At 45.1% G+C, this 23,444-nt stretch carries 24 protein-coding genes and 1 tRNA gene; 17 read left to right on the top strand and 8 right to left on the bottom strand.

The annotated features are described in order from the left end of the window. Nucleotides 1-296 precede the first annotated feature (296 nt). Both H9626_RS02510 and H9626_RS02505 read right to left on the bottom strand, forming a co-directional pair. On the bottom strand, nucleotides 297-1,787 hold the full coding sequence (locus H9626_RS02510) for a UxaA family hydrolase (RefSeq protein ID WP_191709466.1): 1,491 nt from the start codon (nucleotides 1,785-1,787) through the stop codon (nucleotides 297-299). Between the two features lie 4 nt (nucleotides 1,788-1,791). After that, nucleotides 1,792-2,865: a LacI family DNA-binding transcriptional regulator gene (locus tag H9626_RS02505; protein WP_191709465.1), complete on the bottom strand. Its 1,074-nt coding sequence runs from the start codon at nucleotides 2,863-2,865 to the stop codon at nucleotides 1,792-1,794. A 123-nt stretch (nucleotides 2,866-2,988) separates the two neighbouring features. Here H9626_RS02505 and H9626_RS02500 point away from each other — a divergent pair, with 123 nt between their 5' ends. The 12 genes from H9626_RS02500 (at nucleotide 2,989) to H9626_RS02445 (ending at nucleotide 12,361) form a co-directional block, all read left to right on the top strand. Then, nucleotides 2,989-4,011, top strand: coding sequence for a sugar kinase (locus tag H9626_RS02500; RefSeq protein ID WP_178256381.1), 1,023 nt, complete (start codon nucleotides 2,989-2,991; stop codon nucleotides 4,009-4,011). Nucleotides 4,012-4,039: 28 nt separating this feature from the next. Next, nucleotides 4,040-4,714 carry a bifunctional 4-hydroxy-2-oxoglutarate aldolase/2-dehydro-3-deoxy-phosphogluconate aldolase gene (locus H9626_RS02495; RefSeq protein ID WP_178256380.1) on the top strand — a complete coding sequence of 225 codons (675 nt, stop codon included), beginning with the start codon at nucleotides 4,040-4,042 and terminating at the stop codon, nucleotides 4,712-4,714. A 148-nt stretch (nucleotides 4,715-4,862) separates the two neighbouring features. Continuing rightward, nucleotides 4,863-4,938, top strand: a tRNA-Gly gene (locus H9626_RS02490). Between the two features lie 168 nt (nucleotides 4,939-5,106). Beyond that, nucleotides 5,107-5,706: an NUDIX hydrolase gene (locus tag H9626_RS02485; protein ID WP_191709464.1), complete on the top strand. Its 600-nt coding sequence runs from the start codon at nucleotides 5,107-5,109 to the stop codon at nucleotides 5,704-5,706. Between the two features lie 312 nt (nucleotides 5,707-6,018). Next, nucleotides 6,019-6,540: a C40 family peptidase gene (locus H9626_RS02480; RefSeq protein WP_191709463.1), complete on the top strand. Its 522-nt coding sequence runs from the start codon at nucleotides 6,019-6,021 to the stop codon at nucleotides 6,538-6,540. Between the two features lie 41 nt (nucleotides 6,541-6,581). Continuing rightward, on the top strand, nucleotides 6,582-7,466 hold the full coding sequence (locus H9626_RS02475) for a DUF4858 domain-containing protein (RefSeq protein WP_225230858.1): 885 nt from the start codon (nucleotides 6,582-6,584) through the stop codon (nucleotides 7,464-7,466). Nucleotides 7,467-7,575: 109 nt separating this feature from the next. Beyond that, nucleotides 7,576-8,517: an aspartate carbamoyltransferase gene (gene pyrB / locus H9626_RS02470; protein ID WP_191709462.1), complete on the top strand. Its 942-nt coding sequence runs from the start codon at nucleotides 7,576-7,578 to the stop codon at nucleotides 8,515-8,517. Nucleotides 8,518-8,529: 12 nt separating this feature from the next. After that, complete coding sequence (gene pyrI / locus H9626_RS02465; protein WP_178256376.1) at nucleotides 8,530-8,988, top strand: aspartate carbamoyltransferase regulatory subunit; 459 nt, start codon at nucleotides 8,530-8,532, stop codon at nucleotides 8,986-8,988. A 3-nt stretch (nucleotides 8,989-8,991) separates the two neighbouring features. Continuing rightward, complete coding sequence (locus tag H9626_RS02460) at nucleotides 8,992-9,558, top strand: flavin reductase family protein (protein ID WP_191709461.1); 567 nt, start codon at nucleotides 8,992-8,994, stop codon at nucleotides 9,556-9,558. A gap of 3 nt (nucleotides 9,559-9,561) precedes the next feature. Further along, entirely contained in the window at nucleotides 9,562-10,299 is a 738-nt protein-coding gene (locus H9626_RS02455; protein ID WP_178256374.1) for a porin family protein, read from the top strand. A 36-nt stretch (nucleotides 10,300-10,335) separates the two neighbouring features. Continuing rightward, a complete protein-coding gene (gene glyA, locus H9626_RS02450) occupies nucleotides 10,336-11,616 on the top strand; it encodes a serine hydroxymethyltransferase (RefSeq protein WP_191709460.1) in 1,281 nt (426 codons plus the stop codon). A gap of 28 nt (nucleotides 11,617-11,644) precedes the next feature. Beyond that, nucleotides 11,645-12,361, top strand: a complete 717-nt coding sequence (locus tag H9626_RS02445; RefSeq protein ID WP_178256372.1) for a YiaD family glycine zipper/OmpA-like lipoprotein — start codon at nucleotides 11,645-11,647, stop codon at nucleotides 12,359-12,361. Nucleotides 12,362-12,477: 116 nt separating this feature from the next. On the opposite strand, the gene H9626_RS02440 is transcribed toward H9626_RS02445, so the two are convergent. From H9626_RS02440 to H9626_RS02420, 5 genes are all read right to left on the bottom strand, one after another. Then, nucleotides 12,478-14,175 (bottom strand): alpha-amylase family glycosyl hydrolase, encoded by a 1,698-nt coding sequence (locus H9626_RS02440; protein WP_191709459.1) that lies wholly within the window; start codon nucleotides 14,173-14,175, stop codon nucleotides 12,478-12,480. 309 nt (nucleotides 14,176-14,484) lie between these two features. Then, entirely contained in the window at nucleotides 14,485-15,372 is an 888-nt protein-coding gene (fabD, locus tag H9626_RS02435; protein WP_178256370.1) for an ACP S-malonyltransferase, read from the bottom strand. 51 nt (nucleotides 15,373-15,423) lie between these two features. Beyond that, nucleotides 15,424-16,257 carry a bifunctional hydroxymethylpyrimidine kinase/phosphomethylpyrimidine kinase gene (gene thiD / locus H9626_RS02430; RefSeq protein ID WP_191709458.1) on the bottom strand — a complete coding sequence of 278 codons (834 nt, stop codon included), beginning with the start codon at nucleotides 16,255-16,257 and terminating at the stop codon, nucleotides 15,424-15,426. A gap of 12 nt (nucleotides 16,258-16,269) precedes the next feature. Next, the gene (locus tag H9626_RS02425; protein ID WP_191709457.1) at nucleotides 16,270-17,355 is read right to left on the bottom strand and encodes an HpaII family restriction endonuclease; all 1,086 of its coding nucleotides are present in this window, start codon (nucleotides 17,353-17,355) and stop codon (nucleotides 16,270-16,272) included. Between the two features lie 17 nt (nucleotides 17,356-17,372). Beyond that, nucleotides 17,373-19,040 (bottom strand): formate--tetrahydrofolate ligase, encoded by a 1,668-nt coding sequence (locus H9626_RS02420; RefSeq protein WP_178256367.1) that lies wholly within the window; start codon nucleotides 19,038-19,040, stop codon nucleotides 17,373-17,375. 744 nt (nucleotides 19,041-19,784) lie between these two features. On the opposite strand from H9626_RS02420, the gene H9626_RS02415 reads away from it, so the two are divergent. The 5 genes from H9626_RS02415 (at nucleotide 19,785) to H9626_RS02400 (ending at nucleotide 23,023) form a co-directional block, all read left to right on the top strand. Next, complete coding sequence (locus tag H9626_RS02415; RefSeq protein ID WP_191709456.1) at nucleotides 19,785-20,435, top strand: MgtC/SapB family protein; 651 nt, start codon at nucleotides 19,785-19,787, stop codon at nucleotides 20,433-20,435. A gap of 137 nt (nucleotides 20,436-20,572) precedes the next feature. After that, nucleotides 20,573-20,725, top strand: coding sequence for a hypothetical protein (locus tag H9626_RS14860; RefSeq protein WP_204500568.1), 153 nt, complete (start codon nucleotides 20,573-20,575; stop codon nucleotides 20,723-20,725). Nucleotides 20,726-20,737: 12 nt separating this feature from the next. Next, nucleotides 20,738-21,136 (top strand): hypothetical protein, encoded by a 399-nt coding sequence (locus tag H9626_RS02410; protein ID WP_191709455.1) that lies wholly within the window; start codon nucleotides 20,738-20,740, stop codon nucleotides 21,134-21,136. Between the two features lie 201 nt (nucleotides 21,137-21,337). Beyond that, on the top strand, nucleotides 21,338-22,513 hold the full coding sequence (locus H9626_RS02405; protein ID WP_178256363.1) for an iron-containing alcohol dehydrogenase: 1,176 nt from the start codon (nucleotides 21,338-21,340) through the stop codon (nucleotides 22,511-22,513). 12 nt (nucleotides 22,514-22,525) lie between these two features. After that, entirely contained in the window at nucleotides 22,526-23,023 is a 498-nt protein-coding gene (locus tag H9626_RS02400; protein ID WP_178256362.1) for a pyridoxamine 5'-phosphate oxidase family protein, read from the top strand. Here the strand turns inward: H9626_RS02400 and H9626_RS02395 are convergent. Continuing rightward, on the bottom strand, nucleotides 23,013-23,381 hold the full coding sequence (locus tag H9626_RS02395) for a DMT family protein (protein ID WP_191709454.1): 369 nt from the start codon (nucleotides 23,379-23,381) through the stop codon (nucleotides 23,013-23,015). The two genes, H9626_RS02400 and H9626_RS02395, sit on opposite strands and share 11 nt — an antisense overlap. Between the last annotated feature and the right edge of the window lie 63 nt (nucleotides 23,382-23,444).

Genomic DNA, 23,444 nt, shown 5'->3' with positions numbered 1-23,444 from the left:
TACTCTGCCATTGGGAGAACCTTACGTGTTATGCTGAGATTTTAAAATTTGCGGAGAAAGTCTCGTGCGGCTTCAAATTTTGGATTCTCGCGATTTAGCCTGCGAGACTAATCATGGAGTCTGAAAACGCTAACGGTAGAACCCATCAACGCTATGGGTAGAACGAAGTAACGCTACCGCATGGAATGAGTAACACTAACGGTAGCGTTTTACGAAAGATGCCGATGGAAAATTATCCTGCGATTTCGTCAGATAAGAACATTTATAGAAGTGCGCTATGCGAATAAGCAGCGGGACTATAAGGTTACTCCGGTTTTAAAGATGGCAAGTTCGTGATATCCGGCTCGCTCGTTGCTAACCTGCTCCCCGCTTGCTACTCTGATAACGTAATCGATAAAGCGCCGGCAGGTAATTTCGATGGACTCGCCCTCAACGATAGTCCCTGCATTAAAATCTATCCACTTCGGCTTGTGTTTTGCCAGAGCCGAGTTGGTGGCTATTTTAAGTGTGGGCACGTAAGTACCGAAAGGTGTACCGCGTCCGGTGGTGAATAGAATCAGGTGGCAACCGCAGGCTGCCAATGCCGTTGCTGCCACAAGGTCGTTGCCCGGAGCCGAAAGCAGATTCAATCCTTTCGACTGCAACCGTTCGCCGTAGGACATTACCCCCGACACGTAACTTTTTCCGCATTTCTGCGTACACCCTAATGCTTTTTCTTCCAGCGTGGAAATTCCGCCGGCTTTGTTTCCGGGCGAAGGATTTTCACCCACCGGTTCGCCATGCGAAAGAAAATATGTTTTAAAGTCGTTTATCAAACGTACGGTTTGTTCGAATAATTCTTTGTTACGACATCGGTTCATCAATATCGTTTCCGCACCAAACATCTCCGGAACTTCGGTCAATACCGTTGTTCCGCCTTGAGCTATCAGGTAATCGGAAAACAGTCCCAAAAGCGGGTTTGCCGTGATGCCTGAAAACCCGTCGGAACCTCCGCATTTCAGTCCTATCCGAAGTTCCGACAGAGGGATGTCGGAACGCACATCCTCCTTGCAGCGTGCATAAATCTCGCGTAAGATACGCATACCCTCTTCCAGTTCGTCGTCTACATTCTGAGTTATCAGGAAACGGATCCGCTCGTTGTCATACGCACCAAGATATTTACGGAAGTCGTCGGGCTGATTGTTCTCGCAGCCTAAACCTACCACCAATACGCCGCCGGCATTGGGGTGAAGCGTTGTGTTGCGCAGAATCTTTTTTGTGTTTTCATGGTCTTCGCCTAACTGAGAACAACCGTAATTGTGCGGAAAAGCCCGAATGCCGTCTATCCCTTTACCGCCGGTTTCGCGCTGCAATAAATCCGCCAGTCGGCTGACTACACCGTTCACACATCCTACGGTTGGGATTATCCAAATTTCGTTGCGGATACCTACTTCGCCGTTCTTGCGCCGATAGCCTTTGAACGTTTTGTTCTCTTGCGGAATATCAAGTAAAACGGTTGTCGGCTGATAGCTGTATTCTAACAAACCGGACAGGTTCGTTTCGATTTCCCGTTCACTTATCCAGCTTCCCTGTGCCATCGGCTTGATGGTATGACCGATGGGATAACCGTATTTGATTACATTCTCCCCTTTTATGAATTTTTTTAACGTCACCTTGTGTCCGGCAGGCACATCGGTGCGCAGGGTGATTTCCTTTCCGCATATACAAATCGTTTCCCCTGCTCGAAGCGGGAGAATCGCCACAGCTACGTTATCCGTTGGGTTTATTTTCAAACAGCGAGTTTCCATGATTTTATAAAGTATGACTGTCGATGTAGAAGTCCATGTTATCTACCGTTATCAAACTGATGGGCATGTAATTGTATTGCTTTACTTTTTTCTTTAAGATTAAATGGTTACATAAACACTCTATGCTGTTGTATCCTTGTAGCGTAGGCTGCTGGGCAATGATAAAATCCACCGTTCCGTTTTTCAGACAGGATACGTTACGTCGCAAAAGGTCGTACCCCATCAAACGGAAATCTTTCCGCCGGTGTTTCTCCATATATTCGCCGATGATGTATACTTTCGAATTGAATGTAATGCCGCATGTGACATTAGGATGTGAAGCAAAAAAATGATCGAGCAGCGGTTCGTTTTCGTCAGGCTGTTTGGCGTAAAAATTCAGCTCGTGTATTTTCAAATCAGGGTGATGCTCTTTCATGTATGAATGGAATCCTGCTTCTCGATAAAACTGCTGGTTAGAACCCAAATGACCTTCATTTATCTGTCGGAAAACAACTATCTCTTCGCTCTCCTGCGACAACAATTTCAGGATACGGGCTGCAAAATAACCGCTTTGACGCGCATGTTGCCCATAAAATGCCAAAGGATTAAGACGTGGAATATTAGAATCTATAAATATATAAGGTATGCCTGCACGCTGTAACTGAGATACGAAAAGTGCTGTTTCATCCTCACCCGTCGGCGACAAAACAAGGGCATCAGGAAGCGACTGCATGACAGATTCTCCAACGGCCTGAAACGCTCCCGAAACATACTGGTCGTAATAAAACGTTTCTAAGGAAATATTAAAATCAGAATACGTACTTACAGCTTGAGCCATGCCTTGCTCTACATCTTCCCAATATTCCCCCGAAACGTGTAAAGGGATAAAACAAGCGAATTTATATTTTTTATTCGAGGCTAATGCGCTGGCATACATGTTAGGCTGATAGTCTAACTGCTTCAACACCTCCTCTACTTTCTTTCGGCTTTCTGCTGATACTCCGCTTCGCCCATGAAGCACTCTGTCTATTGTTCCTACCGAAACTCCTGCTTGGCGAGCTATATCTTTGATGCGGATACGCCCTTGTTCTTTCTCCATATATCTACTTGTTTCATGAGTTTTTAAGGAACAAATATATTGCTTTTTTTGCTAATTAAAAAATAAGATGTACCTTTGTGTGCGCACACAAAGCGAACAAATCTAATATTTAAACAAAAAACGATGGGAAAAATTGTAACTTTAGGCGAAATCATGCTGCGGCTGTCTACCCCGGGAAATACCCGTTTCATACAGTCGGACAGCTTTGATGTAGTGTATGGTGGAGGCGAGGCAAATGTTGCGATTAGTTGTGCCAATTACGGACACGATGCTTATTTCGTTACGAAACTGCCGAAACACGAAATCGGGCAAGGAGCCGTGAACGCTCTACGTAAATATGGTGTAAAAACAGATTATATCACACGAGGCGGAGACCGCGTAGGCATTTATTATCTGGAAACCGGAGCATCCATGCGTCCGAGCAAAGTTATTTACGACCGTGCCCACTCTGCAATAGCAGAAGCAGAACCGGAAGACTTCGATTTTGACGCGATAATGAAAAATGCCGATTGGTTTCATTGGTCCGGCATCACACCGGCTATTTCTGATAAGGCGGCAGAATTAGTCCGCTTAGCTTGCGAGGCAGCCAAACGTCAGGGAGTAACCGTATCAGTTGATTTGAATTTCCGTAAAAAATTGTGGACAAAAGAAAAAGCCCAGTCCATTATGCGCCCGTTGATGAAATATGTAGATGTATGTATTGGCAACGAAGAAGATGCCGAACTTTGCTTGGGATTTAAACCGGAAGCCGATGTAACCGGTGGAAAGACTGATGCAGAAGGATATAAAGGCATATTTATGGCAATGGTAAAAGAGTTTGGTTTCAAATATGTTGCATCCACGCTACGCGAATCTTTCTCTGCAACTCATAACGGGTGGAAAGCCATGATTTATAACGGAAAAGATTTTTACACATCGAAACATTATGACATCGACCCCATTGTCGACCGTGTAGGTGGTGGAGACGCTTTTGCCGGAGGAATCATTCACGGTTTATTGACCAAAGCAACTCAGGGAGAAGCCTTAGAGTTTGCCGTGGCAGCTTCAGCACTAAAACACACGATTAATGGAGATTTCAATCTGGTGTCGGCTGACGAAGTAGAAGCATTGGCAGGAGGTGACGCCAGCGGTAGAGTGCAACGCTGATTTTTTAATCTCTATTTTTATATGAATTATGGCTAAATTTGATAAAATAACCGTATTGACCCAAATCGGTTCGACAGGCATGGTTCCTGTGTTTTACCATCAGGATGTAGAAATAGCCAAAAAGGTAGTAAAAGCATGTTACGAAGGCGGTGTTCGGGCTTTCGAATTTACCAATCGTGGAGACTTTGCCCATGAAGTGTTTGCTGAACTGATTAAATACGCGAACAAAGAATGTCCGGAAATGGCATTGGGTGTCGGTTCGATAGTAGACGCCCCTACCGCAGCTTTGTATATTCAGTCGGGAGCTAATTTCATCGTAGGCCCGCTCTTTAATCCTGAAATAGCTAAGGTATGTAATCGGCGGCTGATAGCCTATACTCCGGGTTGCGGAAGCGTTTCCGAAGTAGGTTTTGCGCAAGAAGCCGGTTGCGACCTTTGTAAAATTTTCCCCGGCGATGTACTCGAAGTCAATTTGATAAAAGGTATGCTTGCCCCGATGCCGTGGTCGAAACTAATGGTAACGGGCGGTGTAGAGCCCACGCAAGAAAATCTGAAAGGCTGGATAAAAGCCGGTGTGTATTGTGTCGGTATGGGTTCGAAGCTATTCCCCAAAGACACGATAGCTGCCGGAGACTGGGCATACATTACGGATAAATGCAGAGAAGTTCTTGCCTATATCCGCGAGGCACGTCAAATAGCTTAATAACAAATAATAATGGGAGGCACAAGATAAACACGGTTCTTGCTGCCTTCCATAGGCATTATCAAATTAATTTCGCCGGATAAATAAAAAAATCAAGATTAGTATTGGATATTCCCAAAATAAAATCTACTTTTGTCGGCGAATAAATGCGGCAGTAGCTCAGTTGGTAGAGCATCAGCTTCCCAAGCTGAGGGTCACGGGTTCGAGTCCCGCTTGCCGCTCCATCTGAAAATTAAGGAGTTACGATAAAAAGTAACTCCTTTTTTTTGTTGTAATTCGTCTAAATTGAACGGTATATATTGCGGCATATTCCGGTGTTTTTCGTACATTTACGGTGCAAATCTGATGCAAATGGAATAAGCAAAACGTACTAACCTTAATAAATCTCTAATATGGCAACAGCTGATTTTTACCTTGACACGCGGCGGATAAAAGAAAACAATCAAGACCGGAAGTGGGAGATTATAAAAAGTGAATATCTGATAAAACGTCCGTGGCTTACGGCACGGAAAGACCATGTGCGACTGCCGACCGGGGTGGAAAACAAGGAGTATTATGTGTTGGAGTATCCTGATTGGGTAAATGTCATCGCCATAACAAAGGACGGGAGTTTCTTGATGGAGCGGCAATATCGCCACGGTATCGGGCTGACGAGTTACGAAATCTGTGCCGGAGTATGCGAGCCGGGAGAGACACCGCTCGAATCGGCAAAACGGGAACTGTATGAAGAAACCGGATTCGGCGGCGGAGAATGGAAACCGTACATGGAAATATCTGCTAATACCAGTACCATGACCAATATTTGTCATTGCTTCGTTGCCACCGGCGTAGAGTCTGTTTCTACCCAACATTTGGAAGATACCGAAGATATATCCATTCATCTGCTTACGAAAGAAGAGGTGTATGAACTGTTGTGTACAGACCGCATCAAACAATCGCTCATGGCTGCTCCTTTGTGGAAATATTTCAGTGAGCATCCCGTCAAAGCGTAAAATAAATTCACATCTCGCTTTTCTCCCCAAAACACTAACGGTAGTGTATCCTGTTCCATGCGGTTGCGTTCATTGGTTCTACCCATAAGACTGGGTCGTCCTATGGGTAGAATTTTTGCAGGCTCTAAGAGCCCGCTATCATCCTCGTAAAAACGGAAAAAACATCCTCGAAAACAATTCCCAAACTAAGGCGGAGTAAAATTTAAACAAGCTCTTAGACTTCATGAATAAAATAAAAATTGTCTAAACAGCAAAAACATGCTATACTTATTTTCTATACATTTGCTCCGATAAGATTAAAAGAGAGAGCAAATGTGCAGACGCTTCAAACATATTTCCTTATGGGTAGGCATTATCGTTACGATGGTTCTGACCTCTTGTGGTACGCGCGCTCCACGTTATGATTTTCAGGCACTTGCCCATGCAGCAGTAAGGCTCGACATGGATATCGACGAGAAAGATAACCATGCCCTGTATATAGAAGCAGCGCGGTGGATGGGAGTTCCCTATCGTTACGGAGGAAAGACTATGCGCGGGGTGGATTGTTCCGGACTGACTACGCAAATTTACAAGAAAGTTTATCGTAAGAAGTTGAAAAACAATGCCGATGACCAACGTACGCAAGACTGTCGGAAGGTAACGAAAGGAAAGCTGAAGGAAGGCGATTTGGTTTTCTTTCATAACGGCAGAAGCAAACGCAGGGCTACCCATGTGGGGATTTATCTGAAAGACGGAAAATTTATTCATGCCAGCAGCAGTCAGGGGGTGATTATCAGCCGGGTAAATGACACTTATTATAAAAAATGCTGGATGCAAGGCGGAAGGGTGAAATGATTATGCAAGGAATATCTAATGTTAACAATACCGTAAAATTAATGGTTGGAATCTTTTTGGGAATAGGAATAAACACGGTTTCGGCTCAGACGCAAACGGACGATAAAGAGTGGCGCCTGAACAAAGACGTTGTAAAAATGATTCAATTTGATTTCAGCGGTATGAAGGTGCCGGAATCTCAGCCGGAAGAAGCTCCGATTGATAAAAAATGGATGAACTTTAAAACAGATATCGGTATTCCCCGCAGCCTGCTCGACACTACGATTGTAAAAAAGCCCGAAGGGTATATCCGCCTGCTGCCATATAGCATTTGGACACGCTTTGGCGACGACCCCGTTTACGACGTACTCATCGTGGGCAGGAAGAAAGAAAGGGAAATGACGTGGAAGCTGTCGAGCAGTATTTATAAAGATGAGTACGGAAGAACCATTCTTCCATCTCCGGGCAGAATGTATGAAAGCGTGGGAGGCTCGGCGGGAGCAGGCGTGGCAATTACCGTCGATTTCAACAAATTTCTTACCGAGAACCTGACGCGCCGCGGACGTATGCTCCGGCATAACCGCAAGTATGCCAATGCATGGAAGATTTATAAGGATTATCAGCCCACGAAAGAAGACAGCTTGAAATTCCCGAACTTCTACCGTTGGATGCAAGCATCCGCAAGTTTAACGGATTCGGTAAAGCCCGACTCATTAACCCATATTCCATCCGTAGCGGCAAAAGACACTCTGCCCAAAGTCCAACCCGTCAAGCGGAAATCGCAGGCAGACGAGCCGGAATCGGCAGGCGACTGGTACAAGTACATTCGCAGAAAACAGGCGGAAGACTCTGTACGCCAGAAAGAATTTTTCCGCAAAGACAAAGTGAGACAAAATGCTTACGAGCTTGAACAACAAACAAGATACCTGAAAGACCTGCAAAATTAATCACTATTCCTTCTGTTCGGGCAAAAGAAATCTGATGAAAAGAATGGCAAATTTATTTTTTTTGTCTACCTTTGAATTCCGGTATTAATGCAATAAGAAAACCGAAAATATGGAAAATAGAAGTTTAGTTACGATTGCCAATCACTCCAAAGAACGTATCCTTTATCTGTTGGAAATGGCAAAAGAGTTTGAGAAGAAGCCTAACCGTCGCTTACTGGCCGAGAAAGTGGTTGCGACTCTTTTCTTCGAACCTTCCACTCGCACGCGGTTAAGTTTTGAAACGGCGGCAAATCGCTTAGGAGCAAGAGTTATCGGATTCACCGACCCGAAAGTAACCAGCTCATCGAAGGGCGAAACGCTGAAAGACACCATCATGATGGTGAGTAATTATGCCGATATCATCGTGATGCGTCACTATCTGGAAGGGGCTGCACGCTACGCCAGCGAAATAGCGCCCGTACCTATCGTCAATGCCGGAGACGGGGCAAACCAGCATCCCTCTCAAACGATGCTCGACCTCTATTCTATTTATAAAACGCAAGGGACGCTGGATAATCTGAATATCTATTTGGTAGGAGACTTGAAATACGGACGCACCGTTCACTCCTTGCTGATGGCTATGCGCCATTTTAACCCTACTTTCCATTTCATTGCGCCTACGGAACTGAGAATGCCGGAAGAATACAAACTGTATTGTCAGGAGCATAACATTAAATACATCGAACATACCGACTTTACGGAAGACACGATTGCAGATGCTGACATCTTATACATGACACGTGTCCAGCGCGAGCGGTTTACTGACCTGATGGAATACGAGCGGGTAAAAGATTTGTATATCTTAAATGGTAAGATGCTGGGTAAAACCCGTCCTAATTTGCGTATCTTACATCCTCTGCCCCGAGTAAATGAAATTACTTACGATGTAGATGAAAGCCCGAAAGCATATTACTTTCAGCAAGCTCAGAACGGATTATATGCTCGTGAAGCTATTCTTTGCGACGTGTTGGGCATTTCATTGGATGAAGTGAAAGCGGATACTAACAAATAAAAAACAAAACTTATGAGCGATAAAAAAGAATTACAAGTAGCCGCTCTCAAGAATGGAACGGTTATCGATCATATCCCCTCCGATAAATTATTTACGGTGGTGTCGTTGCTCGATTTGCAGCACATGGAAACAAATATTACCATCGGCAATAATTTTGAAAGTAAGAAGTTAGGCAAAAAAGGTATTATCAAGATTGCCGACCGTTTTTTTACGGATGAAGAAATCAGCCGCTTGTCGGTAGTTGCCCCGAATGTCAAACTGAATATTATCCGCGATTACGAGGTAGTAGAGAAAAAGCAGGTGGTTATGCCTGATGAGCTGAAAGGAATCGTAAAGTGCAATAACCCGAAATGTATCACCAATAACGAGCCGATGCAGACGTGGTTTCACGTAGTAAATAAAGAAAAAGGCCTGCTGAAATGTCATTACTGCGAAAAGGAACAGTTGAAGGATAATATTAAATTGCTTTAATAAATGAAAGAAGACTGGAAACCGGGTACGATGATTTATCCGCTTCCTGCGGTGTTGGTAAGTTGCGGAAGCAAGGAGGACGAATATAACATACTGACTGTAGCATGGACGGGTACGATTTGTACCAATCCTCCCATGTGTTATATCTCGGTTCGTCCGGAGCGTCACTCTTACCCCATATTGAAAAAGAATATGGAGTTTGTCATCAATCTGACCACCGAAGATATGGCGTTTGCTACGGATTGGTGCGGAGTACGTTCGGGAAGAAATTACAACAAATTTGAAGAGATGAAACTCACCCCGGGTAAAGCTACGATAGTAAATGCTCCGATTATCGAAGAGTCTCCCCTCTGCATCGAATGTCGCGTAAAAGAAATTATTTCATTGGGCTCGCACGATATGTTCATTGCCGACGTAGTGAATGTGAAAGCCGATGATAAATATCTGGATAGTGAAACCGGTAAATTCGACCTTGCACGTGCTAATCTTCTGGTATATGCCCACGGTAATTACTACGGGATGGGCAAGAAAATCGGCAAGTTCGGATGGTCGGTCGAAAAGAAAAAATAGACAATGATTAAAAGTCTCGCTTTAGTTGGTTGCTTATCTGCTGTGTTGTCAGCATTTCCGCTGTATGCACAATCTCAGAGTGCGCCTATGGTTACGCTCCATAAATCGTTGGTAAGTGTGGGGGCAAAAGCGGGATTTAACTCTTCGATGTTTTTCAGCGATGAATTATCTGTCGATAACAAAAGAGTAGAAAATATCCAAAATAATTACAAAGTAGGATATTTTGCTACTCTCTTTTGTCGGTTTAACCTGAAAAAACATCATTTTATTCAGCCGGAGCTCTCTTATAACGTTTCGAAAGGGAGTATATCAATTCCTTATACACTGGCCAATTCTGAGATTATCCCTGAAAGTGCATTGATAAAAACCACCATTTCTTCTTTTGATTTGCCCATCCTCTATGGCTATAAGTTTATCGACGTATCTCCTTACGGGATGGCGTTTTTCGTAGGTCCGAAAGTAGCTTATATTTGGGACAAGCAAACAAAAAACGAATATTCTGGTTTTTATCAACAGGACATCCATGAAACCTTTCGTCGGTGGAATTACAGCGCGGTGGTAGGACTTGCCGTCAATGTATCGAATATCTTTTTCGATTTCCGCTATGAAGTCGGGTTGCATAATATGACCAAATCTGTCACTTACAATCGTTCGCTGACAGAATCTCCTTATAATGAGGGGAAAATACAAATAGAAAGACGACGGAACATTTTGAGTTTTTCTGTCGGACTTATTTTTTAACAAACAATTAAAATAGTAACTAATTTATAGAATATCATGAAAAGAGACGAACTGATTTTTGACATTATCGAGAAAGAACATCAACGCCAGTTGAAAGGTATCGAATTAATTGCTTCGGAAAACTTCGTGAGCAATCAGGTGATGGAAGCGATGGGGTCTTGTTTGACCAACAAATATGCCGAAGGTTATCCCGGTAAACGTTATTATGGAGGATGCGAAGTGGTAGACCAAAGCGAACAAATCGCAATCGACCGTTTGAAGCAGATTTTCGGTGCAGAATGGGCTAACGTACAGCCTCATTCGGGAGCACAGGCTAATGCCGCTGTTTTTCTGGCTGTACTGAATCCTGGTGACAAGTTCATGGGATTGAATCTGGCTCATGGCGGACATCTTTCTCACGGTTCTGCTGTTAATACTTCCGGCATTATTTATACGCCCTGCGAATATAATTTGAATAAGGAAACAGGACGTGTAGACTATGACCAGATGGAAGAAATTGCTTTGCGTGAACGTCCTAAGATGATCATCGGAGGAGGATCTGCCTACTCACGCGAATGGGACTATAAGCGTATGCGTGAAATAGCCGATAAAGTGGGTGCTATCTTTATGGTAGATATGGCGCATCCCGCCGGACTGATTGCAGCCGGACTGCTTGATAATCCGGTAAAATACGCTCACATCGTAACCTCTACTACGCATAAGACATTGCGTGGACCGCGCGGAGGTGTAATCATGATGGGTAAAGACTTCCCTAACCCGTGGGGAAAGAAGACTCCGAAGGGAGAAATCAGAATGATGTCTCAGCTGCTCGATTCTGCCGTATTCCCCGGCATACAGGGTGGTCCGCTGGAACACGTAATTGCTGCCAAAGCGGTAGCGTTCGGCGAATGCTTGCAGCCTGAATACAAGGAATACCAAAAGCAGGTGCAAAAGAATGCAAAGGTACTGGCACAGGCGCTGATGGACCGCGGGTTTACCATCGTGTCGGGAGGCACAGATAACCACTCGATGTTGGTTGATTTACGTACCAAATACCCCGATTTGACGGGTAAAGTGGCAGAAAAGGCACTGGTATCGGCAGATATTACAGTAAACAAGAACATGGTACCGTTCGACACTCGCTCGGCATTCCAGACTTCCGGTATCCGTTTGGGTACGCCTGCCATTACAACACGCGGGGCGAAAGAAGATTTGATGTACGAAATAGCCGAAATGATTGAAACAGTACTTTCGAATGTTGACAATGAAGAGGTAATTGCTTCGGTTCGTAAACGTGTAAACGATACGATGAAAAATTACCCCATATTTGCTTATTGATTTATAAGAAACTTAAAAAACTAAGCGTATGAAAAAAATTAGCTTTATGGCTGTATTACTAAGCGCATGTTTAGTATTCAGCGGTTGTGGTATGACAAATACCGCGAAAGGCGGTATGATAGGCGGCGGAGGCGGCGCTGCATTGGGTGCTTTAGTGGGCGGTGTAATCGGACACGGTAAAGGCGCAGCCATCGGTGCGGCAGTAGGTACTGCTGTCGGTGCGGGAGCCGGTGTATTGATTGGTAAAAAAATGGACAAAGCGGCTGCACAGGCTCAGCAGGTAGAGGGTGCAGAGGTAGAACAGGTAACCGACAATAATGGCTTGCAGGCTGTAAAGGTTACTTTTGATTCGGGCATTTTGTTCAGCACAGGTAATTCAACGCTCAGCCCTTCGGCACAGGCTTCATTGAGCAAATTTGCCAATAATGTGTTGAATCAGAACCGCGATATGGATGTAACCATTTACGGTTATACCGACAATCAGGGATGGAGAAACTCTACGGCGCAACAGAGCTATCAGAAAAACATGGATTTGTCTCAACAGCGTGCGCAGAGCGTATCAAGCTACTTGCTGTCATGCGGGGTCACTCCTACTCAGATTAAAACCGTACAGGGCTTGGGAGAAACAAATCCCGTGGCAGATAACTCTACCGAAGCCGGTCGTCAGGAAAATCGTCGCGTAGAAGTTTATATGTATGCCAGTCAGCAGATGATTCAACAGGCTGAAGCCGGTACGCTCCAGTAATGCCAATCGTCTTTCAACAAGCCTGTCGGTTTGTCGGAAGGCTATAAAAAATATCAGCATGTTTTTGAAAGGAAACATGCTGATATTTTTTATGACAAGATGTGCAGGTCAACGACTTAAAAAGTTATTTTCAGAATTTTTCCTCCCAAAGCCGGAAGATCCAAGTTCACAGTACGTTCCGGAGAAAAAGAAATGGTTTCTGTTTTTCCACTTAACAGTTCTTTCGCTTGACAAGTAGCTTGGGCAGGCATCTGCAAATAATCGAAGGCATGTTGCGGCAAATTAACAGACACGTGCATCGGCATTTCTGAAAAATTAACTACGATTAATAATACCTCTTTTCCATATTTGCGAAGGAAAGCATATTGTTTATGCTCGTCCATTTTCCAAGTATTCCGGTTGACATACATCAGGTCGAAAAACTCTCCTTTTGCAATGGCAGGCTCAGAATTACATAGCGTAAGAAGCCGGGTGTAAAAATGATGTAAATCTTTTTCCTTATCGTTCAACAGATGATCGTTAAAGCGTCCGTGGTTGTTCCAGCGGTGGATGCTGTCAATGCTCCAGTAATCGAAAATGGTAGTCCGCCCGTCGCGTCCGCTGAATCCTTCGCTGTCCATGCCCGATTCGCCCAGTTCCTGACCGAAATAAATCATCATCGGATTGGTGTTCATACATGCGGAAACAATCATTGCAGGAATTGCTTTGAACGGATTTCCGGCAAAAAAATCGGAAGCAATACGTTGCTCGTCATGGTTTTCGAGGAAGTTCAGCATGTGACTCCAAATATCGTTCACACTTTGCCAGCAGGAAGTTATCGACGTGGCAGAAGCATATCCGCAAGTTACCGCACGCAAGGCGTCGTACAGTCCCACCTTGTCGTAAAGATAATCAAAATGACCGTTAAAGATATAGTTGCGATACTCATTCGGATTATACACTTCGGCAATGAATATCAGATTAGGGTAAACGGCTTTTACTTGCGGAATCGCCCAGCCCCAGAACTCACAGGGAACCATTTCCGCCATGTCGCAGCGGAATCCGTCGATACCCCTTGCTGCCCAGAACAGCAGAATATCTTTCATCTTATGCCACGTGTCGGGTATCGGGTCGAAATGACATCCGGTATTGCCGATATAGTCTACTCCGTAATTAAGTTTTACCGTTTCATACCAGTCATTGACGTTAGGAGTAGCATCAAAACGGTTATTTCCCGTAGCCTTTGCCGGCATTTCTTCGTAACGCCCGGCTTCGGCATCATACAGATTCAAGTCGCCCCCCAAAGCCTGTCCGGGAATGTAATAAAAGTTGTTGTTCGGGCTGAAGGCCTGTGTCTTATCATCGTTTTCTCCTAAGTCTTTCGTACCGGCAGGTTTTGCCAGCGAATGGTATTGACGGGCAACGTGATTGGGCACGAAGTCGATAATCATTTTCAAGCCGCTTTCGTGTGTGCGCTCTACCAGTGCGGCAAATTCTTCCATGCGCTTCTCCGGACGAACTGCGAGGTCGGGGTCTACATCATAATAATCTTTGATGGCATACGGTGAGCCTGCTTTCCCTTTTACAACGGCAGGATGGTCTTTCGGGATTCCATAAGCCGTATAGTCGGTTTGCGTAGCGTGAGCTATAATGCCTGTGTACCAGATATGCGTTGCACCCATCTTCTTAATGGCGTGTAGAGCCTGTTTCGTAAAGTCATCCATTTTGCCGCAACCGTTTGTCCGGAGGTCTCCGTTCTGCTGGCAGCACACGCTTGTATTTCCGAATAATCGGGTAAATACTTGGTAAATAATTATTTTTTCAGTGGTGTTCATAGTTGAATTAGTGAAGTGTCTTTTATATGGTTTTGTGATACAGAGCCTGTCAAACCCCTCCGCCTGCGAAAGAATTTCCCAATATCATGACTTGGGAAACACTACCGTTAGCGTCGGTCATCCCAAGCGGTAGAATGGTCCGGTTCTACCCATAGAAACCATCAGTCTTACGGGTAGTGTTTTCATGCCCCCGGTACGGTTTAAAACAAGCTAATAAAAAACACGGATTACGCAAACCCTTCCTTTTCTGTGTTGCAGAGCGAAAATGAAGCGGTTCGTGTAACCCGTGTCTTGCGCAGTTATGTAAGATTATAAAATGCCGTGCGCATTTACATTCTTATCTATCTTCTTGATTAATCCTTGCAAAACGGCTCCCGGACCACATTCTGTAAAATCATCGGCTCCGTCTGCCACCATGTTCTGCACCGTTTGTGTCCAGCGTACCGAAGCCGTAAGCTGAGCCACCAAGTTGGCCTTGATTTCGGCAGGGTCGGTGTGCGGTTTAGCATCCACGTTCTGATAAATCGGACATTTCGGTGTATGGAAATCGGTAGACTGGATAGCAGCTTCCAGCTCTACTTTGGCGGGTTCCATCAGCGGAGAGTGGAACGCCCCTCCTACCTTCAGCGGCAATGCGCGTTTGGCTCCGGCAGCTTTCATCAGTTCGCAAGCCTTATTGATGCCTTCGATAGAACCGGAGATAACAATCTGTCCCGGGCAGTTATAGTTGGCTGCCACGCATACTTCACCTTCGGCTGCCACCGATGCGCAGATTTCTTCTACTTTTTCATCAGGCAGAGCAATAATAGCTGCCATTGTTGAAGGCTGTGCTTCGCAGGCTTTCTGCATTGCCATCGCACGTGCGTATACCAATTTCAATCCGTCTTCAAACGACAACGCACCCGCAGCTACCAGCGCCGAGAACTCGCCCAAAGAGTGTCCGGCCGTCATTTCAGGCTGAAAAGCATCGCCCATACACAATGCGGAAATCACCGAGTGTAAGAATACAGCAGGCTGAGTAACCTTAGTCTGGCGCAGGTCTTCGTCTGTGCCTTCAAACATAATATCCGTAATTCGATAACCTAAAATATCGTTTGCTTTTTCAAACAGTTCTTTGGCAAGTGCAGAATTTTCGTATAAATCCTTGCCCATACCTACAAACTGAGCTCCCTGACCGGGAAATACAAATGCTTTCATATCTCTTTTTATTAATGTTACTGATGCAAAGGTAATGATTCTTTTGATATATTACTCATTTTCATTGAAAATGTGCATAGCCACGGGAGCGTGAAAATGATTTAGCGGTCCGTGTCCTTCTCCGATGTGAACGTTGCTTCCCGACAAAATCCCGCGGTAGACGTATTCTTTTGCCTTACGCACGGCTTCGGTCATCGGTTCGCCCAATGCCAAGTAGGTAGCAACGGCAGACGAGAGTGTACAGCCGGTTCCGTGTGTATTCCGGCTCTCTATTTTTTTCATTGTATAGAGGTGGGGAGCGGATTCGTTATTTATCTGAAGAACATCGCACATCTCTCCTTCCTCCAGATGTCCGCCCTTTACTAAAACAGCGGAACTGCCGTAATCCAATAGCTTACGGGCGGCGATTTTCATTCCTTCCACCCCTTCTATTTGCCCGCCGGTCAAAACTTCTGCCTCACTCAGATTGGGAGTTATCAGCGTAGCCAGTGGCATCAGTTCGGTAGTCAATGCGTTGATAGCCGCATCTTCTATCAGCTTACAGCCGCTGGTTGAAACCATGACGGGGTCGAGCACCACAAAACGGGGAGAGAACTTACGGAGGGCATCTGCTATGACGTGTACAATTTCGGCATCGTTAATCATGCCTATTTTCACAGCCATCGGACGGATATCGGTCATAACGGCTTCTATCTGTCCCTTAACGTATTCAGGCGGCACAGGATGAATCCCTGTTACACCACAGGTATTCTGTACGGTAATTGCCGTAATAGCACTTGCTGCGTATGCTCCTAATGCAGATATCGCTTTGATGTCTGCCTGAATACCGGCTCCTCCGCTGCAATCCGAACCGGCTATGGTTAAAATACAAGGGTATGTTGTCATGATGTTTTTGCTCTATCGTTTCAGCAATCCTACCTTCAGATTAAGTTTGAAATAATAAGTTCCGTTCTCGCGCTCCAGATATCCATACTTGTCTTTCTCGGTAGAGCCTCGCTCCAAGCGGGTATTTTGGAAAAGGAAATCGGCGAATGTCTGGCGGAAAGCCCGTTGGTAACAAAGCACTTCACCGTCTCCCGTAACAAAAAGCAGTCCGGCGATTGCGCTGTCTGTACCTCTGTAAAGTTTAGCCGGACGCATACCGTTTGCCAAAGCCAGCAGAAATTCCTTTATCTTATATTCGTAAAAGCCGTGCTTGTTTATCAGTTCGTCTTTTATCTTTAAGGGATTCAACGATTTTATGGCCTCGGTCAAATCTGAGACCTTCGTTATGTCATCGAGCCACATCAGGCGGGTCATTTCTGCCAGCAACCGTCCCATGTGTAAATCAATCATCGACAGATTGCTGCGGAACACCTTATCCGCCACGTCGCTATACTTTAATACTCCTCCCAAGCGCTCAATCATCAACATGCGTCTCAATACATCGTCTTCCTCGCCCTCGGCATTGATTTTATTGATGGTGGGGACGGCGAACCGCACTCCGGTCTGCTCGAACTTGAAGTTGGCAGAGCGTCCTCCGTCCAGCAATGGGAACATCGTTCCCAAACGGGAACGCACGCACATTCCGGTCAGCGGGGCATCCTCGCTATAAAATGCCACACTGAAATCTGTCCGGTCGTCGGTTTTTGCTTCCAAATCATAGATAGCCACTTCATCCAGAAAGCCCTCTACCCCGTCAGGCGAAGTGACATCATCCGTCCTGCTATCGCGAACGCCATTCAATATCAGCTCGGCAACGGTTGCAAAGTCTTCGCGCGGAATCCGTTTGTCAATCTCATCGCCCTGAATGTGGATGTATTCTTTTTCGATGATGTAACGCCGTGTTCCGTCATGCTCTTCACGCTGAATCATAGCGACCGGGAAACGGCAGGTTTCATCTTTTCCGGCTTCGGGCGTACCTGCATGTACGTACCCGTCTGCCAACAGACGGAAAAACGCATACAGTTCGCCCCATTCTCTTTTTGTTGCTTCGAATGCCATCGTATTATTTTTAATATTTATGACAAGCCTTCTATTTCTCCGTTGATGATATCAATATGCAACGCCTGAGGCTCTTTGGGAAGTCCCGGCATACGCATGATTTCTCCGGCTATGATAACCAACATTTCCGCACCGGCATTGATTACAATGTCGCGCACGGCAAAGTTGAAACCCTGAGCCACGCCATATAATTTCGGGTCGGTAGAGAAAGAATATTGCGTCTTAGCAATACAGATCGGGAAATTGGTGTATCCTAATTCTTCTATCATCTTCAGCTTTTTACGAGCAGCAGCGCCAAACAATACCTGTTTAGCACCATATAATCCACAAGCAATCTTCGTAACCTTTTCTTCTACCGAATCGGTTTCTTCGTAAGCGAAAGTCAGCGGTTGCGACGGATTTTTTTCAATGGTTTCCACTACCAAGTTTGCTAAATCTATTGCGCCGTCTCCTCCTTCCATAAAGGCGTTATTGATGGCAAATCCGATACCTTGTTCTTCGCAATGACGGCGAACGAAATCGATTTCATCGTCAGTATCATTGGCGTAACGGTTGAATGCCACAACAACGGTTTGACCAAACGAACGAAGATTCTCAATGTGCTTATCTAAATTCTTGACTCCTTCTTTCAGTCCCTCCATGTTTGGCTCTTTAATTTGTTCGAGGTCTACCCCGCCGTGCATCTTCAAGCCCTGTGCGGTAGCTACGATAACCGTCAGTTTGGGTTGCAGTCCCGCCTTCCGACATTTAATGTCATAAAACTTTTCTGCCCCCAAGTCTGCCCCGAATCCTGCTTCCGTGATGGCATAATCGCCGAAAGTCATGGCAAGTTTGGTAGCCAGTACAGAGTTACATCCGTGAGCGATGTTTGCAAACGGACCTCCGTGAACGAAAGCAGCCGTGTGTTCGGTGGTTTGTACGAGGTTAGGCGACAAGGCATCTTTCAGCAATACCGTGATGGCGCCGGCTACACCTAAGTCTTTCACTGTAAAGGGTTTGTTATCCACGGTAAAGCCCAACAAGATGTTTTCGATGCGCCGACGCAAATCCGTTTCATCTTTAGCCAGACAGAGGATTGCCATAATCTCAGAAGCCGGCGTAATATCAAAACTCGATTCGCGGGTGATTCCGTTACTTTTTCCTCCCAATCCGGTAACAATGTAGCGCAGACCGCGGTCGTTTACATCGAGAACACGGTTCCAAAGCACCTCTTTCAGCGCAAAACCGTTATCGCGATTCTGATACATATAATTATCGAGCAGCGCCGCAATCATGTTGTGTGCCGAGGTGATGGCATGGAAATCGCCTGTAAAGTGCAGATTGATTTTCTCCATCGGCAATACTTGGGCATAACCACCTCCGGCTGCTCCTCCCTTCATACCGAAGCAAGGACCGAGCGAAGGCTCACGAAGCGCACAAATAGCTTTCTTCCCTATCTTGTTCAGTCCTAACGCCAGACCGATGGAAACAGTTGTTTTGCCTATACCTGCTTTGGTCGGTGTAATGGCAGTAACAAGAATCAGGTTGCTCTGTTTCACTTTTTCTTCGTCAATCAGCGTTTCCGGTACTTTGGCGATGTAACGTCCGTAATTGGAAATCTCCTCCACCGGAATATCATAATTGCGTGCTACTTGCTTAATCTTGGTCAGCTCAATGCTGCGGGCTATCTCAATATCTGATTTCATATAGTAACTTTTAAAAATTTAGGAGCGGCAAAGTTACGACAAAAAAGTGAAACAAGGAAGAACGAAGTAACAGATTTGATTTACAGAGGTTTTATTTAAGCCTGTATGATTTTTCAATCCCTATGCCTATATTTGGGGAATATAACCTGTAAAAAACAAAAATATTCATACTATGTATGACGCTGAAAAAGCATAGTATCTATTATCGACAAGGTTGGTTTTATCGAATATTTCCCGTATCTTTGCAAAACACCGTATAACCAAGTGCATTTAAAGAAGGCAGTGAATATCAAAAAAATCTTTGTAGAAAACACATCGTTTATTATTATGGCTCTATGGTGTTAACACGATTCAGATAAAACACAACGCATATAAGTTGTTTTCCGGAATAATGAAAAAGGAATAATTTATTGTTCTTCATTGGAGAACAATAAAATTTTCGTGCGCCTATTTACCAGATAATAGGCGAAATAATCCAAACTTTTAACAACCTTGTTTTCAGACATTTCCGGTTTAGTCTGGAAGATTGAAAAACACTAACGGTAAAACCAAGTAACTCTCCGAATAGAAATGGTTAACGCATCCGCATGAGTTGGATAACACTAACGGTAGCGTTTTTCGGGATATACAGACCAAGTATCTCTTCCTGTGATGGTGTAAGATAAGTAAGTTTTAATAGGTTCTGCGTATAAACTGCTTTGCGCAATTAAATAAAGTAAGTTTCTGAATAACCACACATTAAAAATGAATATGATTTTAGAAATAACACTCAGATTATTTGTGGCTCTGCTTTTGGGAGGAGTCATCGGGATAGAGCGTGAATACCGTTCAAAGGAAGCCGGTTTCCGCACGCATTTTTTAGTGGCATTGGGCAGTGCCCTTTTCTGTATTGTGTCGCAATACGGATTCGGGGTCGATTTGAAAGATTCCTCGCGCGTGGCGGCACAGGTGGTTTCGGGCATCGGTTTTCTTGGAGCGGGGACTATCATTTTCCAAAAGAATGTGGTGCGGGGGCTTACCACTGCCGCCGGATTGTGGGTGACGGCGGCAATCGGGCTTGCCTGCGGAACCGGCATGTATTTGGCAGCCGCCATAGCCACAGCGTTGGTGCTTTTCGGGCTGGAAGTGCTGAACTCTTTCATCCCGACTTTCGGGACTACCACGGTGCAGCTCACCTTTACGGCTACCAAGAGGGAGAGCGTGAAGCGGGTTATCGGTCAGATAAAAAACGACTGCATCGAACTCTATTCCTATGAGTTGCGCGACCGGCGTACTTCGCAAGGCGAAATCTATGAAGCGAGCATAGAGATGAAGGTGAAACGCGGCAATCACACCGAGCGTCTTATCGACTATATGGATGATTTTGACGATGTAACCATATCGAGCATAGAATAGGCACTGTTTTACTTTTTTAAAAAAATCGCCAAGCTCTTTTAAACAATTATTAGGAAAACAATGTTGAAGGTGATAAGAACAGTTCCCGACCTCTATTTTATACAGGAACTAAAGATGAAGAAACACTCACCCTCAAGATGAAAATAGGAAGCAATGGATGTGTAAAACATTGCGATGAAAACAAAGCAAACGGAGATTTGGAGACTTGGGATTTCGCATTTCCTTATTCCGGCAGGCTCATAACGATGCCGGGGCAACTGCCGGATGCTTTCCCTTTGTTAAACCATTAAATCAAACAAGCAATGATGAACTGGTATAAGTATTGGTATTACACCATTTTCTTTATCTGCGATTCTTTTTGCAGAAATCGGGAGCTAAGCAAAAATTGTGCGGTTGCCTTGTTCAGCCTGTGTATCTATATCATCGCGGCACTGGGCAACAGCCTGCTATACGTGTTCTTCGATTCCGATTTCATGAAAAACTTATGCCACGTTCATTTCCACCTGCTGCTTTATATTATCATTTACCTTTTTAACGGCTTTCTTTTCCTGCCGGAACGAAGGGCAAGGAAAGAGCGCGGAGTGTACAGGCGGACAAACAGGCAGGGGAAAAACCTGCTTTTCGTACTGCTGCCGCTTGCCGTGTTTGCACTCTATTATTATGTATTGTTCAATCACACCGGGCGTTTCCTGCTGATATAGTAATGCAATATCAAGGTGGAAAGTGTACCCCCAATCAAGTTGTGAGAAACAATAAAATCATTTTATTCCCGGATTTAGAGGCCCGAACATACATCTTAGAGATAAAGGAGTTAAGACTGTCAAGTTACGAAAAAAATCCATAACTTTGCGAGAAAAGAGCAAGTGATACTTTTCATAATATCTTAATAGACTGAAGCGGACATGAATAATTTTACTTTTTATAGTCCTACCGAATTTGTATTTGGGAGGGAAACAGAGAGCCGTACCGCCGAACTTGTGAAGAAATACGGCGGAAGCAAAGTGCTGATTGTTTACGGAGGAGGAAGCGTAATCCGCAGCGGATTGTTAGCACGGGTAGAGTCGGTATTAAGCGATGCAGGCATTGCCTATGTGGAATTAGGAGGCATCCAACCCAATCCTACCGACCCTAAAGTGTACGAAGGTATTGAACTGGGCAGGCGCGAAAGGATAGATTTCATTCTACCCGTGGGCGGAGGTTCGGTGATAGACACGGCAAAAGCCATCGCGGTGGGTATTCCTTACGAAGGCGATTTCTGGGACTTCTTTATCGGTAAGGCGGTGCCCGAAAAGGCGGTGCGCATCGGTGTGGTGCTCACCATTCCGGCAGCGGGAAGCGAAGGTTCGGGCAATTCGGTCATCACCAAGCTCGATGGTTTGAAGAAGCTGAGCCTGCGCACCCCCGAAGTATTGCGTCCGGCATTTGCAGTAATGAATCCGGAATTGACTTATACCCTACCCGCTTGGCAGACTGCCTGTGGTATTACTGATATGATGGCGCATATCATGGAACGGTACTTCACCAATACGGAGGATACCGAGGTAACCGACCGAATTTGCGAAGGTACGCTGAAAGCAATTATTTACGAAGCAATGCGGGTAACAATAGAGCCATGTAATTACGGTGCGCGTGCCAACCTGATGTGGGCGGGGATGATAGCTCATAACGGAACGTGCGGAGTGGGTTGTGAGGAAGACTGGTCGTCGCATTTCTTGGAGCATGAGGTTAGTGCGGTATATAATGTGAGCCACGGCGCGGGACTTGCCGTTATTTTTCCGGCATGGCTTACTTACATGGCGGAACATCATGCGGGGAAGGTAGCTCAGTATGCCGCCCGTGTATGGGATGTGCCTAAAAGTACAGACTGTAAGGCGATGGCTTTAGAGGGCATCCGGAGATTCAAATCGTTCCTTCATTCCATCGGTATGCCGGTTACGTTCCGTGAGTTGGGTATCGAACATCCGGACATCGACCTGTTAGTAAAAAAATTCCACGAGAACAAAGGAGAACGGGTAGGCAATTACTTTCCGCTCGACAGCAAGGCAAGTCGCGAAATTTATGAAATAGCAAACCGATAAAAACATAGTTGTATGAAATTCAATAACGAAGAGGTTCGCCGTCAAGACCGTCTGCTGGACGAAAAGCGGGCTTTTGAGATTTTGCAGTCGGGCGAATACGGTGTACTTTCCATGCAAGACGAAAACGGAACGGGGGCTTACGGCGTACCGGTAAATTATGTGTGGGACCGTGGAAATTCTATTTACATTCACTGCGCTCCGGCAGGACGCAAACTGGCGTGTATCGATGCATGTAACCAAGTTTCTTTTTGCGTTGTAGGGCGTACCCGCGTTCTTCCCGACAAGTTTACCACCGGATACGAAAGCGTGATTTTACGCTGTACTGCTCACCGGGGGTTGCACGAAGCCGAACGCATGTCTGCCCTCTCATGGCTGCTGAGCAAATATTGTCCGCAGCACAAGATGGAGGGCATTGAATATGCGAACAAGTCTTTCCACCGGACTGAGATTATCCGTTTGGACATCATCGAAGTCAGTGCCAAAAGCAAACGGATGGGACTCACTTCATAAAGACAAAGTAAACGGCAAGTATCAAGCAGACAAATGCTGCCAAATGATTCCAATGCAATGCCTCACCCTTGAAGAATACTGTTGTAAAAATAGTAAACACAATCAGGGTGATTACTTCTTGAATCACTTTCAGTTGCATAAGTGAAAAAGGGCCTCCGTTTCCGGCGAATCCGATGCGGTTTGCCGGAATCTGGCAGGCATACTCCGCCAAAGCAATGCTCCATGAGAATAAGATTACGGCGTAAAGCGGCCAGTTTGAAGAGATTTTCATTTCCTGCAACTTCAGGTGTCCATACCATGCAAAAGTCATAAAAATATTCGATACGATAAGTAACGAAATCGTATATATACCTTTCATTTTATTTGTGTTATTGATTTAATTTCCAATTGCTTTTATATCAGTTCTTTACTCTTGTCATCA

Source organism: Phocaeicola faecium, from assembly GCF_014837055.1.
In the GTDB taxonomy this organism is placed as follows: domain Bacteria; phylum Bacteroidota; class Bacteroidia; order Bacteroidales; family Bacteroidaceae; genus Phocaeicola; species Phocaeicola gallinarum.
This window is presented reverse-complemented; position numbering and strand designations above follow the sequence as displayed.